This window comes from Novosphingobium decolorationis (assembly GCF_018417475.1).
Taxonomy (GTDB): domain Bacteria; phylum Pseudomonadota; class Alphaproteobacteria; order Sphingomonadales; family Sphingomonadaceae; genus Novosphingobium; species Novosphingobium decolorationis.
The window spans coordinates 3,129,681-3,152,320 of the sequence record NZ_CP054856.1; the positions used below are offsets into that span (position 1 = coordinate 3,129,681).

Annotated in this window: 20 protein-coding genes; 10 read left to right on the forward strand and 10 right to left on the reverse strand. The window is 67.2% G+C overall.

The window, feature by feature from the left end; translation table 11 throughout:
- Positions 1–36: 36 nt before the first annotated feature.
- Entirely contained in the window at positions 37–1,026 is a 990-nt protein-coding gene (locus tag HT578_RS14615) for an AraC family transcriptional regulator (RefSeq protein ID WP_213500320.1), read from the reverse strand.
- 238 nt (positions 1,027–1,264) lie between these two features.
- On the opposite strand from HT578_RS14615, the gene HT578_RS14620 reads away from it, so the two are divergent.
- The 5 genes from HT578_RS14620 (at position 1,265) to HT578_RS14640 (ending at position 8,606) form a co-directional block, all read left to right on the forward strand.
- Positions 1,265–2,767, forward strand: a complete 1,503-nt coding sequence (locus tag HT578_RS14620) for an aldehyde dehydrogenase family protein (protein ID WP_084591980.1) — start codon at positions 1,265–1,267, stop codon at positions 2,765–2,767.
- Positions 2,764–4,068 (forward strand): amidase family protein, encoded by a 1,305-nt coding sequence (locus tag HT578_RS14625; RefSeq protein WP_239026304.1) that lies wholly within the window; start codon positions 2,764–2,766, stop codon positions 4,066–4,068. The genes HT578_RS14620 and HT578_RS14625 overlap by 4 nt, the downstream gene beginning before the upstream one ends.
- Before the next feature lie 151 nt (positions 4,069–4,219).
- Positions 4,220–6,523, forward strand: coding sequence for a TonB-dependent receptor (locus tag HT578_RS14630; RefSeq protein WP_213500322.1), 2,304 nt, complete (start codon positions 4,220–4,222; stop codon positions 6,521–6,523).
- Entirely contained in the window at positions 6,523–7,056 is a 534-nt protein-coding gene (locus HT578_RS14635; RefSeq protein ID WP_213500324.1) for a hypothetical protein, read from the forward strand. The genes HT578_RS14630 and HT578_RS14635 overlap by 1 nt, the downstream gene beginning before the upstream one ends.
- Entirely contained in the window at positions 7,053–8,606 is a 1,554-nt protein-coding gene (locus tag HT578_RS14640; protein WP_213500326.1) for a GMC family oxidoreductase, read from the forward strand. The genes HT578_RS14635 and HT578_RS14640 overlap by 4 nt, the downstream gene beginning before the upstream one ends.
- A gap of 83 nt (positions 8,607–8,689) precedes the next feature.
- On the opposite strand, the gene HT578_RS14645 is transcribed toward HT578_RS14640, so the two are convergent.
- From HT578_RS14645 to HT578_RS14655, 3 genes are all read right to left on the reverse strand, one after another.
- Entirely contained in the window at positions 8,690–9,136 is a 447-nt protein-coding gene (locus tag HT578_RS14645; RefSeq protein ID WP_213500328.1) for a MarR family winged helix-turn-helix transcriptional regulator, read from the reverse strand.
- Between the two features lie 373 nt (positions 9,137–9,509).
- Entirely contained in the window at positions 9,510–10,286 is a 777-nt protein-coding gene (locus HT578_RS14650) for a 2-keto-4-pentenoate hydratase (protein WP_213500330.1), read from the reverse strand.
- 71 nt (positions 10,287–10,357) lie between these two features.
- Entirely contained in the window at positions 10,358–10,822 is a 465-nt protein-coding gene (locus HT578_RS14655) for a MarR family winged helix-turn-helix transcriptional regulator (RefSeq protein WP_213500332.1), read from the reverse strand.
- Positions 10,823–10,877: 55 nt separating this feature from the next.
- On the opposite strand from HT578_RS14655, the gene HT578_RS14660 reads away from it, so the two are divergent.
- Genes HT578_RS14660 through HT578_RS14675 form a run of 4 tightly spaced genes read left to right on the forward strand, consistent with a single transcriptional unit; the run spans position 10,878 to position 14,348 of the window.
- Complete coding sequence (locus tag HT578_RS14660; RefSeq protein ID WP_213500335.1) at positions 10,878–12,014, forward strand: amidase; 1,137 nt, start codon at positions 10,878–10,880, stop codon at positions 12,012–12,014.
- Entirely contained in the window at positions 12,014–12,562 is a 549-nt protein-coding gene (locus HT578_RS14665) for a nuclear transport factor 2 family protein (RefSeq protein WP_239026305.1), read from the forward strand. The genes HT578_RS14660 and HT578_RS14665 overlap by 1 nt, the downstream gene beginning before the upstream one ends.
- Positions 12,559–13,845: an aromatic ring-hydroxylating oxygenase subunit alpha gene (locus HT578_RS14670; RefSeq protein WP_239026306.1), complete on the forward strand. Its 1,287-nt coding sequence runs from the start codon at positions 12,559–12,561 to the stop codon at positions 13,843–13,845. Before HT578_RS14665 ends, HT578_RS14670 begins: the two co-directional genes overlap by 4 nt.
- The gene (locus HT578_RS14675) at positions 13,842–14,348 is read left to right on the forward strand and encodes an aromatic-ring-hydroxylating dioxygenase subunit beta (protein WP_213500340.1); all 507 of its coding nucleotides are present in this window, start codon (positions 13,842–13,844) and stop codon (positions 14,346–14,348) included. Before HT578_RS14670 ends, HT578_RS14675 begins: the two co-directional genes overlap by 4 nt.
- A 20-nt stretch (positions 14,349–14,368) precedes the next feature.
- Here the strand turns inward: HT578_RS14675 and HT578_RS14680 are convergent, their stop codons facing one another.
- From HT578_RS14680 to HT578_RS14695, 4 genes are all read right to left on the reverse strand, one after another.
- On the reverse strand, positions 14,369–15,691 hold the full coding sequence (locus HT578_RS14680) for an MFS transporter (protein WP_422394355.1): 1,323 nt from the start codon (positions 15,689–15,691) through the stop codon (positions 14,369–14,371).
- Entirely contained in the window at positions 15,688–16,914 is a 1,227-nt protein-coding gene (locus tag HT578_RS14685) for an MFS transporter (RefSeq protein ID WP_213500342.1), read from the reverse strand. Before HT578_RS14685 ends, HT578_RS14680 begins: the two co-directional genes overlap by 4 nt.
- Before the next feature lie 77 nt (positions 16,915–16,991).
- Positions 16,992–18,572: an alginate export family protein gene (locus HT578_RS14690; protein WP_213500344.1), complete on the reverse strand. Its 1,581-nt coding sequence runs from the start codon at positions 18,570–18,572 to the stop codon at positions 16,992–16,994.
- A 40-nt stretch (positions 18,573–18,612) separates the two neighbouring features.
- Positions 18,613–19,620, reverse strand: coding sequence for an MBL fold metallo-hydrolase (locus tag HT578_RS14695; protein WP_239026307.1), 1,008 nt, complete (start codon positions 19,618–19,620; stop codon positions 18,613–18,615).
- A 151-nt stretch (positions 19,621–19,771) separates the two neighbouring features.
- Here HT578_RS14695 and HT578_RS14700 point away from each other — a divergent pair, with 151 nt between their 5' ends.
- Positions 19,772–20,422 (forward strand): TetR/AcrR family transcriptional regulator, encoded by a 651-nt coding sequence (locus HT578_RS14700; protein ID WP_213500347.1) that lies wholly within the window; start codon positions 19,772–19,774, stop codon positions 20,420–20,422.
- Positions 20,423–20,446: 24 nt separating this feature from the next.
- Here HT578_RS14700 and HT578_RS14705 read toward each other — a convergent pair whose 3' ends face one another.
- Together HT578_RS14705 and HT578_RS14710 are read right to left on the reverse strand one after the other, a co-directional pair.
- The gene (locus HT578_RS14705) at positions 20,447–21,883 is read right to left on the reverse strand and encodes a sensor histidine kinase (RefSeq protein WP_213500349.1); all 1,437 of its coding nucleotides are present in this window, start codon (positions 21,881–21,883) and stop codon (positions 20,447–20,449) included.
- On the reverse strand, positions 21,873–22,538 hold the full coding sequence (locus tag HT578_RS14710; RefSeq protein WP_039389417.1) for a response regulator: 666 nt from the start codon (positions 22,536–22,538) through the stop codon (positions 21,873–21,875). Before HT578_RS14710 ends, HT578_RS14705 begins: the two co-directional genes overlap by 11 nt.
- Positions 22,539–22,640 lie beyond the last annotated feature (102 nt).

Below are 22,640 nucleotides of genomic sequence, written 5' to 3' on the forward strand. Positions count from 1 at the left end.
CACGAACACGGACCGACCTGACCTTGCGCACAATCCTCAGACGCGGTGGTTGCGCAGCGTTTCGGAGGGGCTGCATCCGTACTGCTGGCGGTAGTACTGGGCATAGCGCCCGAAATTGACGATGCCGCAGTCGAGCATCATCTCGGTCACGCTGCCTTTCGGATGGCCGGTGGCGAGTGTCGCGTGCAGCTTTTCCAGCCGGTGGCGGCGCACATATTCGACCGGGGTCTGGCCCAGAAACTGGCGAAATCCGGTCTGGAGGCTGCGCACGCTGACCCCGACCTGGATGGCGAGGTCGGCGACCGAGATCGTCTCCTCGATCGAATCGTGGATGATTTCGCGCGCGCGGCGCACGTGCCAGGGCGCGACGTCGTTGCCGTGCAGCGCAATCTGGTCGGAATAGGTGTTGCAGTAGTGGTTGAGCAGCATCTCCACCATCAGCATCGCGTACTGGCGCTGGGTGTGCCGCACCGACATCAGCCCGGGGGCGAGCTCCATCTGCAGGATCAGATGCTGCAGCAGGTTGCGCCAGACCTGGGGCAGTTCGCGGCCTTTCTGGTTTCCGGGATGGAACAGCACCGGACGGTTGACCGGAATGTGCAGGCACTTGGTGAGGTAGTCCTCGAAGGCGCTGGCCGCGATGCGCACGGTCAGGTTGCGCGATTCCTCGGTCATGTGGATGCGCGTCGTGTGCCCGGGGCAGGTGATGTAGAGGTTGTCGGGCTGGATGATGCCATGGACGCCTTCGGACCAGACCGAGGTGTGGCCCTGAATCGCGGCGTGAATCAGGAAATGGGAATCGAGATCGATCGGGTCGATCACGACTTCGGACCCGTACTGGATGTCGACCAGCTGCGTCTCGGCCACGTTCATGCAGCGAAGCCGCACGTTCATGGCGCCCGGATTGCTGATGTCCAGGTCGTGCGGCGCCAGTCTTTTTCCTACGAAGTCAATAATCTCGTCTTTGTCTTTGGATCTGAAGTCGCGCATCGCGGCGCGCTCCGAAATGCCAGTCGAACTTAGCATGACTCCTCCCTGCCGCCCTTCCGGGCAGTCAAATCATTGAGACAGTACTATTTCTGATTCCCCACTTATGGCTTCAGGATGTTGGAATAAATTGAAAAGTCAAGTGTTCTGCCTTGGCACCTTTCGCGCGACTTCGCTGCCAATTCCGGTTCCTACCTGCGCGATCTGAATAGCGGCCGGGGGACTTCGCGGCCTAGCTCGGGACATCACGTTTCTTCGAGTTTGTTGCGGAGTCCATATGAGCAAGATGATCGACCAGAAGACCCTTCTGTCCGAGGCCACCCGTGCCTTCGTCTCGGCCCCCAAGGGCATGCTGATCGACGGGGAATGGTGCGCGGCGCAGTCGGGCCGCACCATCTCAGTGAGCGATCCGGCGACGGGGCTGGAGATCACCAGCGTGCCCGCCGGCGGCGCGGCGGACGTCGACAAGGCCGTGGCCGCCGCGCGGCGCGCCTTCGAAGGGGACTGGGCCAAGGTGCGCCCGGTGCAGCGCGAGCGCCTGCTGCTCAAGCTCGCCGACATGCTGGAAGCGCGGGCCGACGAGTTTGCTGAACTGGAGACGCTCGACAACGGCAAGATCCTGATGATGTCGCGCCACGCCGACCTCAACCTCGCCATCGATTCGCTGCGCTACATGGCGGGCTGGGCCACCAAGATCGAGGGCACCACGATCTCGCCCTCCTTCGCCTACGTGCCCGATGTCCAGTTCACCTCCTACACCTTGCGTGAGCCAGTGGGCGTGGTCGGCCAGATCATTCCCTGGAACTTCCCGCTGGTCATGGCGATCTGGAAGATTGCTCCGGCGCTCGCGGCGGGATGTACGGTCGTGCTCAAGCCCGCCGAGGACACGCCGCTCAGTGCGCTGCGGCTAGGCGAGCTGATCTGCGAGGCGGGCTTTCCTGCGGGCGTCGTCAACATCGTCACCGGCGATGCCGAGCCCGGCCAGGCGCTGGTCGACCATCCCGATGTCGACAAGATCGCCTTCACCGGCTCGACCGAAGTGGGCAAGATCATCCAGCAGCGCGCGGCGGGCACGATGAAGCGGCTGTCGCTTGAACTGGGTGGCAAGTCGCCGGTCGTGATCCTCAAGGACGCGGACGTCGAGATGGCCGTACAGGGCGCGGCGCAGGCGGTCTTCTTCAATCACGGGCAGGTCTGCACCGCCGGCTCGCGTCTCTTTGTCGAACGCCCGCTCTACGAGGCCGTGATCGAGGGGCTGGCCCAGGCCGCCGACAGCTTCACCGTCGGTTCGGGTTTCGACCCCAACTCGCAGATGGGCCCGTTGATCTCGGCCACGCAGCGCGCCCGTGTACAGTCCTATCTCGACAAGGGCAGCGCCGAGGGCGGACGCCTCGTCACCGGCGGCGAGGCGATCGACGGACCCGGCCACTTCCTGCGCCCGGCCGTCTTTGCCGATGTGCGCCCGGACATGACGATCTACCGCGAGGAGATCTTCGGTCCGGTGCTGGCAGCAACGCCCTTCGATGACCTCGACGAGGTGACGCGCATGGCCAACGACAGTGCCTATGGCCTGGGGGCGAGCGTGTGGACCGGCAACCTGCAGTTGGCCAACCGCTTCGTGCGCACGCTCAAGGCGGGCAATGTCTGGGTCAACGCGCACAACCTGCTCGATCCGGCCGTGCCCTTCGGGGGCTACAAGATGTCGGGCTATGGCCGCGAATTGGGCCATGCGGTGCAGAACCTCTACACCGAATCAAAGTCGGTCACGATGCCGCTGTGAGCAGGGCGGGCGAAGACACCGCGTGGCGGCTTGCGGCCGCGCGCGGGCTCAACGCCATAGCCGCGCACGATGCGCGGGAGGGCGCGCTTTCGCAAGAGAGCGCGCCCGTCGTCCTGGTGAAGGACAACATTGCGGTGCGCGGCCAGTCCTGGACGGCGGGGAGCCCGCTCTTTGCCGGGTGCCGTGCGGACCGCGATGCGGGCGCGGTGCAGCGTTTGCGCGAGGCTGGCGCGTGCTTTCCCGTTCGCACCACGCTGCACGAACTGGCCTTCGGCGTGACCGGGGCCAACGCCTGGAGCGGGGACATTGCCAATCCCCACGATCCGGGCCGGATCGCAGGTGGATCGAGCGGAGGCGCAGGCGCAGCGCTGGCGCTGGGCCTGGGCGATCTGGCACTTGTCACCGACACCGGTGGATCGGCGCGCATTCCGGCCGCGCTGTGCGGGGTGATCGGCTTTCGCCCCTCGACCGGGCGCTACCCGGGTGATGGCCTCATCGGCCTCTCGCCCAGCCGCGACACGCTGGGCCTGATGGCGCGCTCGCTCGCGCCGATCCTCTGGGCGGACGCCGTGATCGCGGGGGAGGCGAAGGAGGAGCCCGGCTTTCCCGGTTCGCCCACCATTGCCATTCCGGCTCCCGAAGCGCTGGGCTCGCTCGAGCCTGCCGTGGGCGCGGCGTTCGCGCGCACGGTTACGGTGCTGGAAGCGCTGGGCGTGCGCACCGTTCCTTGCGATCTGTCGCGCATCACCGCGCTCGACGAGGCCTGCGGCTTTCCCATCGCGCTTTTCGAGACGGCGCGCTCGCTGGCCGCCAGTGTTCCGGCCCTGACCGGGCGCGATCTGGCCTCCAGCCTGGGGCGCATTGCCGGTGCGGACGTGCGCGAGCTGGTGTCCAGCGCGCTTTCTGGCGAGGCGGTGCCCCAGGCGGTCTATGACGAGGCGATCGGGACAACCTGGCCCGCCTTGCGCGGCGCCTTTGCCGAACTTTTCGCACACGGTATCGATGCCGTGCTGCAACCTACTGTGCCGATGGTGGCCCCGGCGCGGGCCGGCGGCGAGACGGTCACGGTGTGCGGGGAGGCGGTGCCCGCATTCCCGACGCTCAGCCGCTTTACCCGCCCCGACAGCATGGCCGGGTTGCCCGCGATCTCACTCCCTGTCGGATGCGATGATGCCGGACTTCCCATCGGCATGATGCTGACCGGTGCGAGAGGGCGCGACCGCGCCTTGCTGCAGCTTGCCGCGCGGCTTGCGGGTCCATTTCGGGACAAGGCCACCCGGGCTGTACCGCGCAGGGGCTGAGGCGCGGCTTTTGTTCCCAACGCGCACATTGGCTGCGCAATCCGAATAGCCGCCCCTCCCGCTTGGTGACAGCTTCCCCTGCAAGGACCGGCGTGAAGACCGGCGATGTTCGCAGGACTCTTTTTCCAAGGCATTCAAGGGGGAAATATTCATGGCTCGATCACATCGTCGCGCGCGCCGCCTGTCCGCATTCCGGGCAGGCACCAGTGCTTTCCTGTCCATTGCAGCCGCCTCGCTGGCGCTTCCGGCCTTCGCGCAGGAAGCCCCGCAGACCCAGGCTGCCGCAGGGCTGGAGGTGATTACCGTCACCGCGCGCAAGCAGACCGAGGATCTCCAGTCCACGCCGATCTCGATCACCGCCTTCAGCGCCGAGCGGCTTGAGGCGCAGGGGATCACCCAGATCAACCGCATCCAGGATTTCACGCCGAACCTGACCTTTGCCAACGTCCCCTCGAACAGCGGCATTGCCTCGAACGCGGCGGTCTACATCCGGGGCATTGGCCAGAGCGACTTTGCGCCGACCACCGAGCCGGGCGTGGGCATCTACATCGACGGGGTCTACCTCGGGCGCACGGCGGGCGGCGTGTTCGATCTCATCGACGTCGCCTCGGTCGAGGTTCTGCGCGGACCGCAGGGCACGCTGTTCGGGCGCAACACGGTGGGCGGCGCGATCAACCTGACGACGATCCAGCCGGATGAGACGCTGCGGGTGAAGGCGGATGCCAAGTACGGTACCGACAACCTCGTCAACCTGCGCGCGATGATCTCGGGCCCCCTGACCGAGGGGCTCTACGCCAAGATCTCGGGCGGGCTGTTCAGCCAGGATGGCTATGTCGACGCGCCCGAACTGGGCACCAAGTTTGGCAACAAGGACAGCAAGATGGTGCGCGGCGCGCTGCGCTTCGCGCCTGTCGGAAGCCGCCTCGACGTGACCCTGGCCGCCGATTACACCCGCGACAAGAGCAATGGCGCTCCGGTTGTCGTGACCGGCATGGACCCGAACGCGATGGACGGCTTTGCCGTGCTCAACAACCTCATCGCCAGCGGCATGACCGATCCGGGCTACTGCCTGACCCCGGCGCAGGCGAACAACACCGCCTGCTACAACTCGCGCCTGTTCAGCCGCGATACCAACTACTCGACCGGAGAGACCTTCTCGGACCTGGAACTGTGGTCGGCCTCGCTGACCGTGTCCTATGACCTCACCGACGAGATCGAGGTCAAGTCGATCAGCGCCTGGCGCCGCATCAACGGTTCCTTCGCGCAGGACCGCGACGGCTCGAACCTCGACATCAACTACGTCTACGACGACTTCAAGCAGAAGCAGTTCAGCCAGGAGCTGCAGCTGGTGGGGAGCGCGCTTGACGGTCGGCTCAACTGGGTCACGGGGCTCTACTACTTCACCGAGTCCGGGCGCGACATCAACCCGATCGACTTCCTCGTCGTCTATGCGCAGTCGGGCGGCTATTATGACTACGAGAACTGGGCGGGCTTCGCGCAGCTCGGCTATGAGGTGGTCGATGGCCTGACGCTGACCGGCGGGCTTCGCTACACCGACGACAAGAAGTCGTTCCTGCCCGATCAGTACGTGATCGACGGGCTTGCCCCTTTCATGACCTTGCCCCCCGGCACGCGTCTTGCGCCGTACGAGTGGGCCGACAACAACGTCCAGAAGTGGACGCCGATGGTCAACGCGTCCTGGGAAGCGACGCCCGACCTCATGCTCTACGCAACCTATTCGCAGGGCTTCAAGGGTGGCGGCTACACCCAGCGCGTCTTCCCGCCCGAGGAATCGCTGCCCAGCTTCCGTCCCGAAACGGTCGATTCCTACGAAGCCGGCTTCAAGCTCATGGCGCTCAACAACATGCTGCGCCTGAACGGTTCGGCCTACTACGCCGACTACAACGACATGCAGCTGCTGGTCGCCGATGCGACCCGTGTCGGTCCCTTCTTTACCAACGCGGGCAAGGCACGCATCCAGGGCTTCGAGCTGGAGACCAACTTCGCGCCGGGCGACGGATTTCGTTTCAACGCCGCACTGGGCCTGACCGATGCCGACTACAAGGAACTGGACGAAGGCGTGCAGGGGCTCACCCTCGACAGCAAATTCGTGTTCGTCTCCAAGTGGACCGCCAGCGCTTCGGGCGAGAAGGACTTCGACCTCGGCAATTCGGGCACGATTACGCCGCATGTCGACTGGTCCTACCGCTCGGGCTTCTTCACCAATGCGAACGGCATCAACACGCCCGAACTCTACCAGCCAGGCTATAGCCTGTTCAACGCGAACCTGCGCTGGCGCGATGCGGACGAGCACCTCTCGCTGACGCTGGGCATCGACAATATCGGCGACAAGAAGTTCCGCATCTTCGGCGATTACCAGCCTTCCTTCGGCTTCTTCATGCAGGGCTTCGACCGCGGCCGGCAGTACTACGCCAAGCTCGGGTACGCGTTCTGATGGCGGGGGCTGACACGCTCGCCGGCCTTGGGCGGCGCCAGGTTCTGGGGGGGATCGCGCTGGGCGCGCTTCTTCCCGCCTTGGGGGGACTGTCCGCGCCGCTGCACGCGGCCGAGCTGGACGCTCAAGGCCCGGGCGAGCGGGAAACCAGCGCGGCGCTGCTGCGCCAGATGTTCCCGCATGGCGCCCTCACGCCTGCCTTCTACGACGAGATGGCGGGGCGCTATCTGGAGGAGCTGGCGGCGCGTCCCGACGCGCTTGCCGAGCATCGCCGGGGCCTTGCTCTGCTCGATGCTTCCTACATTGCGCCTTTCGCGCAGCTGCCCGCCGTCATCCAGCGCGCGCTGGTGGGGCGGGTCGACCAGGAGCCGTTCTTTACCGCCTACCTCATGCGCGGGGCCGAACTCGTCTACCGCGACGCGCGGGTCTGGGACAGGCTCGGCTATGAGGGTTCCTCGGTCGAATACGGCGGCTATCTCGACCGGGGCTTCGACGACATCGACTGGCTGCCGGGTGCAGGAGAGATGCAGTGACGGCCTATTCGCTGGATGACAGCTCGGTATTCGTGGTGATCGGGTCGGGCGCGGGCGGCGGCGTGCTCTCGCGCGAGTTGGCGAGCCGGGGACACAAGGTGGTGTGCCTGGAGGCCGGGCCCCGCCTGACGCTTGGCGATATCGTCAACGACGAGACCGAGATGTTCAACAAGCTCACCTGGCTCGACCCGCGCATGGCGACCGGCAAGCCCGATCCCAAGTTCCCGGTCTGGGGCTGCAAGACGGTGGGCGGCACGACCATGCACTGGACCGGCGCCTGCCCGCGCTTTGAACCGCACGAAATGCGCGCGCGCAGCACCTATGGGGACATGCCCGACACCACGCTGGTCGACTGGCCGGTCAGCCCCGAGGACATGGCGCCCTGGTACGACAAGGCCGAGATGCGCATGGGGGTGACCGGCACCCATGGCAACCCGCATCTGCCGCCCGGCAACAATTACAAGGTCCTGGAAGCGGGTGCGCGCAAGTGCGGCTACACCGACATGGACACCCACAACATGGCGATCAATTCGGTCGCGCGCGATGGCCGTCCTCATTGCCGGCAGCTGGGCTTCTGCACTTCGGGATGCGCGCTGGGCGCCAAGTGGTCGACGCTCTACACTGAGATCCCGGCCGCCGAGGAAACCGGCAATTTCGAGCTGCGTCCCGGGTGCATGGTGACAGCGCTTAAGGTCGGTGAGGACGGACGTATTGCTTCGGTCACGTACCTGCATGAGGGCCAGAGCGTCACTCAGAAGGCGCGCGCGGTCTCGATCGCGGGCAACGTGGTGGAGACCACCCGGCTGCTTCTCAACAACCGCTCCGAACGCCATCCGAACGGGCTTGCCAATTCGAGCGGCCTCGTCGGGCGCAACTACATGCGCCACTTCACGATCCAGGTCATGGGGGTGATGCCGGGCAAGGTCCATTTCTACCGCCAGACCCACCTGGCGGGCGTCGTGCGCGACGAACGCGCGCACCGGCCTGAACGCGGCTTTGCCGGGGGCTTCCTTATCTCCACGGTGCCTTTCACGCCCGAGGTGCTGGCCAAGAACATGCTGGTCGGCGGCTGGGGGCGCGATCTCACCCGCGTGCTCGACAAGTACGAGTACCTCGCTGGGATGCTGCTCACGGGCGAGGATCCGCCGCAGTATTCCAACGCGATCACGCTGCACCCCGAGGCGCGCGATGCCAACGGCCTGCCTGTCCCGGTGATCCACTACGAGGACCATCCCAATACCATCGCGATGAAGGAATACGCCTGGAAGGCAGGCCGCCGCATCTACGAGGCGATGGGCGCCGAGGAGATCGTGGAAATGGGCGATTACATTCCCGCCACCCACAACATGGGCACCGCGCGCATGGGCGACGATCCCAGGGCCAGCGTGTGCACCCCGTATGGACGCACCCACGATGTTGCCAATCTCTTCGTCTCGGACGGCAGCCTGTTCCCGACCGCGGGCGGCTGCAACCCGACGCTTACCATCGTGGCGCTGGCCATGCGCCAGGCCGAACATATTGATGGCGAACTTCGCGCCGGGCGTCTTTGATCCGCAAGCTCGAGCCTGCCCGCCGCGCACCCTTGCGCGGCGGGCTTTTTCGGGGGGGGCTCGGAGGCGGGCTCCAGCGCGGCCTAGAGCACGATGTTGCGGGTTATTGTGCGCAGCAAACGGTTGAGACTGGCGACGTCCCTGGCCGAGACACCTTCGAACGTGCGCGCATAGATCCGGTTCGCGGCGGCCCAGGCCTCGCGGCTCGCCGTTTCGCCCTCGGGCGTCAGGCGCACCTCGGTCACGCGCTGGTCGCTGGGACGCGGCGCGCAGGCCACCAGGCCGTCGCTTTCCATGCGCTTGATGATCTTCGTCATGGTCGGAAGCTTGGCAATCGCGTGGTCGGCGATCTCGCTGACGCTCAGGCGTTCGCGGTCGCGCAGCGCCATGAGCACGCGCCACTGCGCAACGTCGAGGCCGATCGGTTTCAGGGCAAGCTCCATCTGCTGGAGGTAGCGCCCGGAGAAGCGGGTGAGCCAGTAGAACGGCCACTCCTCCATGTTGAAGTCCGTCTCGCCGCCTGCATCCATCGCTCGGTATTCTCCCTGGCGCGGCCAGCGGGCTGCTCGTGCCTGGCGGATCGGGGCGGCCGGACGCTTTCGCGCCGTGGCTGTTCCCTCTTCGCCCAGGTTTTGCCTATCCCGGAGCGGGCCGTGAGACAACGCGAACAACAGATGACTGTTCAAGTAATGTTCTCGTCGTAGTCCAGCAATACCGGGATGATGTCGGTCCTTCTGAACTACGCGGGTCACGATACCTCCACCGCCGCGCACGTTCGTCTACGAGGCGACCGGGGATGCCTGGGCGACCCTGTGCACCGGAGAAGAGGCTAGCCGCCAGCAGGCGACGAGGGTGCGAAGGAAGGCCTCGTCTACTTCGACAGGGCCTTCCACCAGGCGCCGCTCAGAGCGGGGTGACGACGCACTCGAGCGTGATGTCGGGCGCGAACTGCACCCGGCATTCCTGACCCTCTTCCACCACATGGACGCCGGTGACCGCGCCGGTCGAGATCAGGCAGCCCTCGGGCACGGTTTCGCTCATGCGGGCCAGGCGGTTGAGCGCAAAGGCGATCGCGGTGAGGGGGCCACCGGGCAGCATTCCGGCCGCGCGCGGCCCGAAAGTCGTGCCGGCGATGGTGGTGGTGGCCTCCACCGTATCGGGATCGCTGACCGCAATTTCGGGCCCCAGAATGAGGCCCATGTTGTTGCCAAAGCCGGCAATGCTGGCAAGAGGGCCCAGATCGTTGATGGTCGCCAGCGGGCTTCCGGCCACCTCGATCCCGGCATGCCAGGCCTGGACGAGCGAGGCGCAGTCCTTGGCCGTCCAGTCATCGCGTTCCCCGGGCGCGGAGATACGGGCCACCAGTTCGGCCTCGAGCGCGGCAAAGCCGCCGCGGATCATCGGGAAGGGGGTGGGGGCGCCGAGTTCGAGCGGCCACACGTCCTCCTCGAAGATCGGGCCGAGGAAACGGTTCTCCCCGAACCGGCTTTCCATTTCGCCCGTGATCCGGCCGACCTTCCAGCCTACGACCGGGCTGTTCCATTCCGCGATGGCGGCGTCCTGGATCGCGTAGGCCTCGTCCGGATTGGAGGGCATGATGCCCGGGAATTCGTCGAAGCCGACCTTGTTGTAGCGGTTGAGGACGAAGACGCGGGCGGCTTCGGTGGGGGCGACGGTCATGACGTGTCCTTGATCTGGAAGGGCCTGGACCGGCCCTCTGGGGAACATACCGGAAATGTGCTGCCAGCCGGTTAGCGCAGGTTCTGGGCCATTTCCCCAAGCAGTGTGCGCAGGAGAGTGAGTTTTTCCTCGTCGAACCCGGCAAAGGCGCGGTTGAAGACATGGCGTGCGGCGTCCACCGCAGGTGCGACGAGCGCCTCGCCCGCCGGGCTTAACGCCACTTCGGTCGCGCGGCGGTCGCGCTGGCCGCTGCGCAGCTCGACCAGCCCCTGGCTTTCCATGCGCTGGATCGCGCGGGTCATGGCCGAGAGCTTGGAATTGGCCTGCGCGGCGATGTCGCTCACGGTCATCCAGCGCTCTTCCTTGAGCACCATGACGATGCGCCAGCTCGTCGGATCGAGACCGGTGTCCTCGAGCGCGGAGCTGAGCGCGGTCTGGTAGCGCGTGTGCGCCCGGGTCAGCCCGTAGAACGGCCAGGCATCGTAGGTCAGGCGGTGATCGTGATCCATCGCGATCAGCTCGTGGATCTGCGGCATTTGTACAAGCCCTAAAATAGTTGACTAATCACGTGATTCGTGTTGCTTTCGCTTTATGACATATCCCCCCGACACCGCAATCCTTGTTCAGCACCTCGATCTGGCACGTGATCCCGGCCGCGCGGCCCCGCGCGTCGCGGTGAAGGATTGCCTTGCCATTGCGGGTACCCGCACCGGCTGTGGCAGCGCGGCGTTCGATGAGGCTGCGCCCGAAGCCCACCATGCCGCCGTCGTCGAGGCGCTTCTGGCGGCGGGGTGCCGGATCGTGGGCAAGGCCAACATGCACGAGCTTGCCTATGGGGTGACCGGGGCCAACGCGCACACCGGCACGCCGCGCAACCCGCGCTTTCCCGAACGCATCGTGGGCGGCTCTTCCAGCGGCAGCGCGGCGGCCGTCGCCGCGTGCCTGGTGGATATCGCGATCGGCACCGACACGGGGGGCTCGATCCGCATGCCCGCGGCCTGCTGCGCGGTTTTCGGTCTGAAGCCAACCTTCGGCGCGGTGCCGCGCACGGGCGCTGTCCCGTCGTCGAGCTCGCTTGACTGCATCGGCCCCTTCGCACGTGACATGCGTAGGCTCATCATGGCAATGGAGGCGATCTGTCCGGGTTTCGAGAGGCCCGAGGCTGCGCGCGATTTCACGCTCGGGCGAGTGCCGACCACGGCCGATGGCGATGTGGAGGCCACGCTCGATACCGTGCTGGCGCGCAGCGGCGCGCAGGTTCATGCGGCTGCACTGCCCTCGCTCGCCGAGGCACACCGCGCCGGGATCACCATCATGGCGGCTGAAATGGCCGCACTCTTCGGGCATCTCGTGGGTTCGGGAAAGCTGGGCTCCGACATCGACGCGCGCCTGGCTGTGGGCCTCAAGGTCGATGCGGCGGCGCGGGCTGAGGCCGAAGCGGTACGCGAACGCATCACCTGTGAAATCGACACCGCGCTGGAGACCTGTGACGCGCTGGTCCTGCCGACCTTGCCCAGCGTGCCGCTTCTCGTGCGCGAGGCGGGCGATGCGCAAGGGGCGCTGCGCCTGACCGAACTGGTGCGGCCTTTCAACCTTTCGGGTCATCCCGCACTGACCCTGCCGACCCTTACGCGCGAGGGCCTTCCGGTTGGCGTGCAGCTTGTTGCGGCCAAGGGCGCGGAGGCGCGTCTGTGCGCCCTCGGCCTGGCTCTGGAAGGAGCCCTGTGATGGCGCAGGAGGACTACGCTGCTGTACTCGCCCGGCTGGAAAAGCTTGAGGCGGAAGGAGCGATCCGCGGCGTCATGGCCCGCTACATGGAGATCTGCGACACGCTTTCGCCGACCTCGCCGATGGAGGAACTGGGCGCGCTCTTCACCCGCGAGGCGGTCTGGACCGGGGTCGGTCCGCGCTATGCAGGTGCGTTTGGCGGCCATCGCGGCCGCGCGGCGATCGTCGCCATGCTGGCGCAGTACCAGGGCGAGGAGGGCGGTACGCCGCCGCACTTCGCGATGAACGCGCACTTCCTTTCCTCCGAGACGATCCGCGTCGCGGACGGGGCAGGGCAGGCGCAGGGGCAATGGATGATGCTCCAGACCTCGACGTATGCCGATGGGCGCAGCGACGTGCGGTCTGCGCGTCTCAATGTCGGCTTCGCCCTGGAGGACGGGGCCTGGCGCATCGCCCGTTTCGAAACCGAGAACCTTTTCAGCCGACCGGTGAGTCGGTGGGACGATCCGGCACCGGTCCCGGTGCCTGGACACAGGACAGGAGAATGAACGCCATGGACATGCCGACGGACATGACGCGACCGGATGGGGACTACGCCAGCCTCGTGCAGGATGATCGCGTCCACACCTCGCTCTACAAGGATCCGGCGATCTTTGACGAGGAGATGGAGCGCATCTTCAAGAACACCTGGGTCTGGGTCGCACACGCGAGCGAGGTGCCCGGCAAGAACACCTTCAAGAAGTCCTTCGTGGGCAAGCAGCCGGTGATCGTGACGCGCGACAAGGAGGAGAAGATCCACGTCCTCCTCAACCGCTGCCGCCACCGCGCGGCGACGGTGTGCGAGAAGAAGGCGGGCAAGACCTCGGTCTTCGTGTGCCCCTATCACGGCTGGAGCTACAATCTCGATGGCAAGCTGCGCTCGGTGCCGCACGCCTCGGTCTATGGCGAGGATTTCGACAAGGACGAGTTCCCGCTCGTTTCGCTGCGCACCGAACAGTACAACGGCATGATCTTCGCAACCTTCCGCGACGACATCGAGCCGCTCGCGGACTTCCTCGGCAGCGCGAAGAAGTGGATCGACCTGTTCATGAAGCAGGGCGCGGGCTACCCCGTGAAGACGCTGGGCGAGCACCAGTTCCGCTTCCCGGGCAACTGGAAGATCCAGCTCGAGAACACCACCGACGCCTACCACTTCCCGATCGTTCACAAGACCTTCCTCGACAGCCTCGATGCCGAGACAGGCAACGTCTTCGATGTCCTGGGGCGCGGTGGCTGGGTCGAGGACCTGGGCCATGGCCATTCGGTCATGGTGATGATGCCCGAGCTGGTCGACCTGGAGGAGAACCTCGAGGCACCGATTCCCGAACGCTTCGCCGATCTGGCCGAGGAACTGCGCGGCGAGGGTTATTCCGACCACGAGGTACGCCGCATCGTGCGCGCCGTGGGCGGCGGGGGCTTCAACCTCAACCTCTTTCCCAATGTGGCCTGTTCGATGGCGTTCTTCCGCGTGCTGCGCCCGGTCAGCGTCGATGAGACCGAGATCCGCCACATCGCCATCGGCATGGATGGCGGGCCCGAGGCGGGCAACCGCATGCGCCTGCGCCTGCACGAGCACTTTCAGGGGCCGATGGGCTTTGGATCGCCCGACGATGCCGAGGGCTGGGAGCGCGTCCAGCGCGGCTCGGCAGCGGGCAATGACCTGTGGATCCTCGTCAACCGGGGCCAGGCCCCGATCATCGGCCATGCGGCGGGCGATCACGTGACCGATGTCAGCGCCGAGACCGGCATGCGCGCGGCCTATCAGGAATGGAAGAGGATGATGTCGGCATGAGCACGACCGAAATGACCCGCAGCGACCTGGCCCCCATCACCCTGGAAGAGGCAAGCGCCTTCATCTGGCGCGAGGCCGAACTGCTTGATCGCCAGGACTACAAGGCCTGGCTCCCATTGTTCACGCCGGACGGGCTCTACGTGATCCCGATCGAGCGCGAGACCGAGGACCGCGCGGGCGAACTCAACATCGCCTATGACGATGCCGAGATGCGCGCGATGCGCGTGAAGCGCCTCAAGAGCGGGTTCTCGATTTCATCCGCGCCCTCGGCGCGCACGGTGCGCACGACCTCGCGCTTCGTGCTCGAGGAGGCGCCCGACGGCGGCGTCCTAGTGCGCTGCGCGCAGATGCTGGTGGAGTACAAGTTCGAGCGCACCCGCGTCATCGGCGCGGACGTCACCTACCACCTGGTGCGCACGGGCGAGGGCCTGCGCATGGCGCGCAAGGAGATCCTTCTCCTCAATTCCGACGATCCGCTCTGGGGGATCGGCTACCTGTTCTGACAGGGGCGCCGCCGCCGTGCTCAGTCCTGTTTGAGGAAGGCGAGCGCGGCGGCACCCAGCAGCGATCCGCAGGCCATCAGCAGGGCGACCGCGGCGAGGCCGAAGCCCGCGGTGAACAGGAAGCCTGCCACGATCGGCCCCAGCGCCGCGCCGCCGCGCCCGACGCCGATCACGAAGCCGGTTCCGCCTGCGCGCACTTCGGTCGGGAAGGCCTTGGCAAAGATCGCATAGAGGCCGACCACGCCCGCATTGGTGAAGAAGCCAGCCGCGCCTGCGACCGTCGCAAGGCCGCCGAGGCTCGTCTGTCCTTGGCCGAAGACCGTGACCATGACCGTCGAGATGAGCATCGCGCCGATGACCAGCCAGCGCACCTGGACGCGGTAGGTGAGGAAGCTGAGCAGGCTTGCGCCCAGGAGCCCCCCGACATTGGCCCAGACCAGCACGCTGCCAGCCTGCGCGGCGGGATAGCCCATGTCGACCACGATCTTGGGGATCCACTTCAGGATGAAGTAGAAGGTCATGATGTGGCAGAAATAGGCAAGCGTGAGCAGGATCGTGCTGCGCGCGAGCCGGGGTGCGAAGAGCGCGGCGAGCGAGGGCTTGGGGGCGCTGTCGCTTGCGGCGGGCAGCCCCTCGGCGCCGTGGTGGCCCAGGCGTCCAAGCACCGCGTTGATGCGGGCAAGGGCGTCGGGGTGGCGGCGGTGCACATGAAATCCGACGGATTCCGGCAGCAGGAACCAGGCCAGCGGCAGAAAGGCCGCACTGACGAGCGCGCCGAAGATGAAGACGTCGCGCCAGTTGCCGTCTGCCAGCAGCGAACTCGCGATCGAGCCACCCAGGATTGCGCCCATCGGATAGCCCGAGGCCATGATCGCGACGGCCAGGTTGCGGTGGCGTGCGTTCGAAAATTCCGCGACGATGGCGTTGGTGCAGGCCAGCATGCCCCCGATGCCCAGCCCCGTCAGGAAGCGGATGACGCCGAGCATCGTGACTGAACTTGCCAGTGTCGCGAGCGCCATGCCCCCTGCCATCACCACCAGGCAGCCGAGCACCGTCGGGCGGCGCCCGATCCGGTCGGCAAGGTTGCCCAGCAGGATCGAGCCGATGGCCATGCCAATCAGCTCCATCGAGAGGACGATACCCAGCGCCGCGCGGTCGATGCCCCACTCGCTGGCGATGCCGGGCGAGGCGAAGCTGATCGCGAGCACGTCGAAGCCGTCGAGTGCGTTGAGCGCGATGGAGAGCGCCACGACGAGGATCTGGAGCGGCCTCATCGGGCTGTGCGCCAGAAGCGCCTGGGGATCGTGCGCGGTGGCGGTTCTGGAGGGCGTGGGAGAGGTCATGGCAACCGGTCTCTTTCAGGATTTTGTCTGGGGGGAGGCGGTCCGTCACAGTCGATCCGCCCGTAGCGGCGGTCGAGCCAGAGCGGGGCCAGCACGAGAATCAGGACGGGAAGCGCCAGCGCGAGGCCAAGCCGGGTCGAGCCATGGCCCAGGCCGAGGAGAAGAGGGCCGCCGACCGCGCCGATCCGGCCGATGCCAAGCGCATAGCCAAGGCCGGTCGTCCGCATGGCAGGTGGATAGAACAGGCTTGCGGCGCTGGTCATGCCCTTCTGGCTGCCGCCAATGCCGATCCCGGCCAGGAGCGCGGCGGCCAGCAGCAAGGGGTGCGTGAGGTCGAGGCTGACGACGAGCAAGGCGAGGCCGGCAAGGCTGAACAGCCCCATCGCCGCGAGCGCGCGAAAGGGCCCCATGCGGTCGGCCCACCAGATCATCGGCACCGCGCCCAGCATGTTTCCCAGTGTGAAAATCCCGGTCAGTGCGACCGCACCGGAAAAGGTGATGCCACCTTCTGTCGCAAGGAGCGGAAGCCACGACTGGAGCGCGTAGAACAGGCAGAGCCCGGCGGGAAACAGGATCCAGAACAGGAGGGTTCCGAGGCGGCGGTTGCGATCGAGCAAGGCGCGCGGGCCGTGGATCCGGGGCTGGCGCGTGCCGCTCCGCGCGGCCCGGCGCGGAAGGGCCAGGGCCCCCAGCGCGGCTGCGAGTGCGAAGAGCGCACCTGGCACCCAGGCCGCGCGCCAGCCCGCTTCGGGGATCAGCCAGCCGGACAGCCCGGCGGCGGCAAGGAAGCCGAAGGAGTAGGCCGTGTAGGTGGCGACCACGCGGGCACCCTGCCAGCGGGGCGCCCCCTGCTGGCTGACGATGGCGATGGCGGCGGGAATGGCGGCGCCGCTCGCCGCCCCGATCACACCCCGGCAGGCCGCGAGGGTGAGGACGCCGGGCGCGGCCAGGCTGGCCAGCGTCGCGAGGGAAAGGCAGACCATTGCGCCTGCGACGATGACGCGCACGCCGATCCGCTCGGCCAGGGGGGACAGGGCGAGATAGCCAAGCATGAGGCCGAGCATGGCGCTGGCGAGCAGGGGGCCGACCGCCTGCGCGTCGAGGTTCCAGTCGCGCACGAGGCCGGGCATGGAGAACGCGAAAGCCTGTAGCGCGTACCCGGCGGTGAAGAGTACGCTGGCGCAGCTCAGCGTGATGAGGTGTTCGCGGTGATGCGGACGCATGGCAGCCTGTTTTCCCCTCCCCGACACGGCGCGGCCAAGGGACGCAGGCACCTGCGTCAGGAGACCGCGCACCGCCATCAGAAGCGCAGCGTCAGACGTGTCTGGAGAAAGAGGTTATCGCCATAGCCGGCCCGTGTCAGGACCTTGCCGGCATCGACGTAGTTGGCGATGCCCGAGAGCACGACATGCGGGTCGGGGGTCCAGTCGATCCGGGCGCGGGCGATGTTGACAAGGTGGCGTCCTTGCACGTTCTGCGTGCCCGCATAGACGACCGCGTTGCCGCGATAGGCGGCATCGTCTTCATTGGGGCGCCAGTAGAATCCGGCCTCGGTCGCGACCTTGAGTTGGCGCGAGAGGGGAACACTGAGGGTGGGGGCCACGCCCATCACGTTGCTCGCGCCGATGTAGTTGTCGTCGCTGAAGATGATCGTGGCGTTGTAGAGGATGTTGAAGGCACCGACCTTGCCGTCGGCGGCGTAGCTGCCGCCGCCCGAGGCGTAGTCGGCGTGGAAGCCGAGGCGCGGGGCCTGCTTGCCCGAGCCGAGCGCCACGGACTGCCGGGTGGAGAGCGCCCAGGCATCGACCGGCCGCCCGGCGAAGCGCCCGTCCTGCTTCATGGCGCTCCAGTCGAAGGCCACGCGGCCCCAGTGGCCCCACAGTCGCGCCCCCCAGGTCTCGCGCCGGTCCGATCCGGAAAGGAGGCCGCTGGTGCGCTGTTCACGTGTGTAGTGGTAGTAGAAGGGATCGAGGTAGATCGCGTCGTTGGTGCCCTGCGCGCGGTTCCGGGCGAGGAGCAGGCTCGCAAGGCCACCCGAAAAGGTCTCGCCGTTGCCGATGCCGTCGTCAAAGATCCCGTTGCCCTGCGCGGTGGGGGTGAAGTCGAAGACGGTAAAGCGCACACGCGACCAGTCCATCGAGAGCCGCGCGCAGTTCATCGAGACGCGGATGTTGGGGTTTTCGCGGGGGCTGATCAGGAAGCGGGGCCCGTCGAAGAACTCCTGGCGGCCGATCGTGATGCGCGCCACGCCCGAGGCCACAGGCGCGCGGATCTCGGTGAAGAGCTGCTGGACGATGAGGTCGTTTTCCCAGACCGGTACGTGGCGGGTCTCGTTCGTGCCGAAGATATGGCCCGAGACGAGCTGGCCGTAAACGCGCACGGCAGGCCCGATGCGCAGGTCTGCGGCTAGGTTCGTGCGCGAGAGCCACTCGGTACGGCTGCGCGTATCGTTGAGGAGAGGCCGCGTCGAATGGCTGACGCTGGTGCGTTGCCCCCCGCTCAGCGACAGGGTGACATCGCCGCCCCCGTCGAGCGGGATCGCCTTGAGCGGCGCGAAGCGGTCATCGGGGGCGCCCTCCCTGCCCATGAAGCGCCAGTCCTCGGCGCCGCGCAGCAGGCGGTAGTGGGGGCCCAGGCGTGGGCCAAGGCCGTCCGCCTCGGCCGGGAAGGGCGAGGCAAGCGGGTCCTTGCCCGCCGGAGCGGGGGTGGACGCCGGTACGGCTTTCGGCTCGGTCTCGTGGCGGTTGGCAGGCAGGTCTGCCGTTGACCCGGCGCTGTCGGCCGCGAAGGCGACAGTGGGGACAAGGCCGGGCGCGACAAGTCCCAGCGTCAGGCATCCGGCCCACCTGCCAACGCGCCATCCCTTGCGGTGGCTGCGCATCAGGTTTCTCCCGTTCGATTCATGGATTTGGGTGTCCGGGTTATCCCAGCGCAATGTTCTGGAGGTCGTGGCCGACGAGGATTTCGCCCGCGTAGTTGGTGGCGGCGGCCTTCTGCCACATCTCGTCGGTGATCCATTCCATGTCGCCGGGCACGAAGTGGGTCAGCACCAGCTTCTTGGCGCGGGCCTGCGTGGCGATCTTGCCGACATCCTCCGCCGAGGTGTGCGAATTGAGGATGTGGTTGCGGAACGCCTCGCCTTGCTGGGCGCGCTTCACGAGGGCATCGACGCCGGGGATATAGAGCGTCTCGTGGACGAGGACGTCGCAGTCGCGCGCGAATTCGGCGAGCGCGGGGTTGTAGGCGGTGTCGCCCGAGATAACGATGCTGCCGTAGGGGGTCTCGAAGCGGTAGGCGAGGTCCTTGATCGGCGGGTGCGGGGTGGTGAGTGCGGTCACGCGGACCACGCCGTCGTCCATGTCGAGGCCTTCCCTGGCGTCGAATTCGTGGACTTCCAGGAGTGTAGCAGGATCGGTACGGCCCTCGTCCGCGATGCGGGTGTGGATGTCGGAACTGTGCGTGGCCCAGTAGTTGCGCGCCATGTCGGCAAGACCCTTGGGGCCATAGGCGTCGATCTTCTGGCGCAGGTCCCCTGCGACCCAGGTGTTGTAGACGAGGTTGCCGAATTCCAGTTCGTGATCGGAATGCATGTGCGAGATGAAGATCGCGCGCATCCTTGCCATGTCGAGCCCGGCCTTGAAGGCCTGTGCGCTCACGCCCATGCCGCAGTCCACGATGTAGACGTTGCCATCGACGACGATGGCGTTGGCCGGGTTCGAGCGCGTGCCGCCGACGCGCGGACCGCCCTTGGTGCCCAGCAGCACGAGCCGTGCGCCCTTCTCGCTGGCGGCATCGGAGGCACCTGCCGACCCTGTCTGGGCGAGCAGTCGCGCGCCGGGAAGAGCGAGCATCGCGCCGGTGGCGCCCATCAGCGAGGCGCGCAGCAAAGCGCGACGGCCAAGGACGGGGGGATGGAATTGGGGCTTCATCAGGACCTCTCCACGCGTTTTTATCTGACCCTTTGCGGGTTGCTTGAGGGCCGATTTACAGGTCACGGCGGTGTGCATCAATACGAATAAGAATCTGGTTCTGTTTTGTGCGGCGTGGACACGGCCGCCGAGATCGGCGATGGCTCGCACGATGAACACGCCGTCAGACGATCTCGACGAGGACTTCGAACGCGCCGGCGTTCCGCGCGCGCTGCAGTCGCGCAGCCGCCTCCTGCGCGACACCCTGATCCGGATTTCGCTGGATATCGCGCGGCGCCGCTCGTTCGATGATGTCGGCATCGTCGAGATCTGCGGGCAGGCCGGATGTTCCACGGGGGCCTTCTACGCCCGATTCCCCGACAAGCTGACCCTGTTCAAGGCGGTGATGGTCAAGGCGGCGGCCGAATCGCGGCCCTTGCTCGAGACAATCGTGCGCGAGACGCCCTTCGCGCAGATCCTTGATCGGTTGCTGGCCGAACAGGTGCGCCGCTTCGACGGTCAGGACGCTTTCTTCCGTTCCGCGTTCCGGGTCAGCCTGGTCGACCCGGAAGCCTGGGAGCCGTTTCGTCGCAACGCCCGCAGCCTCGCCTCGGTCTATCTCGAACGGGTCCGCGCAGAACCGGGCGTCGTTGCCGAGAGCATCGATGAAGGCCGCATCCGCTTTGCCTTCCAGGTCATGTATGGCGTTCTCAACAATACCGTCAGCAACCAGCCGGGGCCCTACACGTTCGCGGATCCGGCCTTCCCGAAGTTGCTCGGGATCGCGATGCGCGAGACCATGGGCCTGCAGCTGCGCGCCTGAGACGGCGCGATGGGGGACGCGGCTTCAGGCGCTCCGGGCCTGCGGCATCACCTCGATCGGGGCCGCAAAGGCGATGGTGACACGAAGGCCGGGCGCCATGGCCTCGACATGGATCGTGGCGCCCACGCGCTGTGCGGCCGAGCGCACGATGGCAAAGCCCAGCCCGCTGCCACCGGGACCTGAGCCGGGCTGAAAGCGCACGAAGCGCTGGCCAAGCTGCGCCATGTCCGCCTCGGCAAGGCCGGGCCCGCGGTCGGTGACAGAAAGTGCGCCTTCCTGCGTGATCGCGATCTCCACTTCGCCCCCGCTGCCGCCATAGCGGATCGCGTTGTCGACAAGATTGGAGAGCATCTCGAAGACCAGCGTTCGGTGCGCCCAGACGCGGACTGGTTCGTCGGGGGCGTCGAGCTGGAGTTCGACACGGCCCGCGATGGCCTGTCCGATGCGCCGGTTGATGACGGCGACGGCCACTTCATGAAGGTCCACCTGTTCGCGCTCGGGCTCGACGCCGGCTTCCTCGGCGCGGGCGAGGGCAAGAAGCTGGGTCATCAGGTGTTCGAGGCGATCGGCGGCATCGGCGATCTCGCGCAGGGCGTCGGGATCGCCGCGCCGGGCCAGTGCCAGCTGCACCTTGAGCGTGGAGAGGGGCGTGCGCATCTGGTGCGAGGCGTCGGCAGTGAAGCGGCGCATGCCCGCCGTGGCCGTATCGAGGCGTTCGAGCAGGCTGTCGAAGGCGCGCGAGAGGGGCATCAGTTCGCGCGGCAGGGGCCCGGCATCGAGCGGGGAGAGGTCGGGCGCGGCCCGGCGCGAGCGCCGCGCGACGGCCTCACGCAACCGCGCGAGCGGGCGCAGGCTCCAGCCGAGCGCCGGGCGCAGGAGCAGGACGGCAAGGCCGATCAGGAGCGCCTCGCCCAGCACCAGGGCAAGGATCAGGCGGCGGCCGAGCGCGCGGCGGTGGTCCAGCGTTTCCGCGATCTGGACCGAGATCGGCGCGGCGATGCCGGGGAGGTGCCGGTGCAGTTCGGCGATGCGGATGGCGCGTCCGCGAAAGGTGGCGAAGCGGTAGCTGGGCGCGCCTGTCGCATCGCCCGTGTCCAGGGCCGGCGGGCGCGCCGGGGGGAGTCCCGGGTCGCCCGTCAGCGTCTTCGTGCCGACCGCGACCCGGTAGAACACGGCATCGCGCTGCGGGTTTTCGAGCATGCCAAGCGCGGCGGCGGGAAGGTCGAGCGTGACCTCGCCCCGTTCGGCCTCGACCGTTTCGGCGATGGCTCCAAGTGCGCCGCCCAGCACGCGGTCGTTGGCCCGGCGGACCGCGTCGGTGACGATGAGCGCGCCGATCACGCCCAGGACGATGGCAACGCCCACCATCGGGCCCAGCATCGCGACGAGGAGGCGCGTGCGCAAGGCCGGGGTGGGGGCCGGGGTGGGGGCCGGGCTGGGCAAGGCGGCCTCAGCCGACATCGAGCATATAGCCGACCCCGCGCACCGTCCGGATGGCGGGCCCGTCCGGGGCCAGCTTGGCGCGAAGGCGCGTGATGTGGACCTCCAGGGCGTTCTGGCCGACCGGCTCGTCGAGCCCGAACACCTCGCCCTGAAGAACCTGGCGGGTGACCAGCTGGCCCGCGCGGGTGGCCAGAGCGTCGAGCACGGCGGCCTCGCGGCGGCGCAGGTCGAGCGTGCGCCCGGCCACGCTGGCCGCCCCCGTCGAGCGGTTGATCTGCAAGGTGCCGATGGTGAGTTCGGGCGTGGGATCGCCGCCCCTGCGGCGGCCGAGCGCGCGCACCCGGGCTTCCAGTTCTTCCGGCGCGAAGGGTTTGCGCAGGTAGTCATCGGCGCCCAGGTCCAGCCCGCGCACCCGGTCATCGAGCGCATCGCGCGCGGTGAGCATGAGCACGGCCATGCGTTCGCCGCGCCGCCGCAGCGTGCTCAGCACCTCGAAGCCGTCGATGTCGGGCAGGCCCACGTCGAGGATGAGCGCGGCGTAGGGTTCCTGCTGCGTGAAGAGCAGGGCGTCCTGTCCGCTCGCGACGTGATCGACGGCGTGGCCCGAGCTGCGCAGCAGGTTCACAAGGCTGCGGGCGAGTTGGTCGTCGTCTTCGACAAGGAGGATGCGCAAGGCGGGTAGGACCCCTGAAAGGTTGCTGACAGCAAGTTTGATTAGATCGACGCCACTGGCGGCTTACCCGACGCAAGGTCCGGGGAGCGAGAGGAGCTTGAG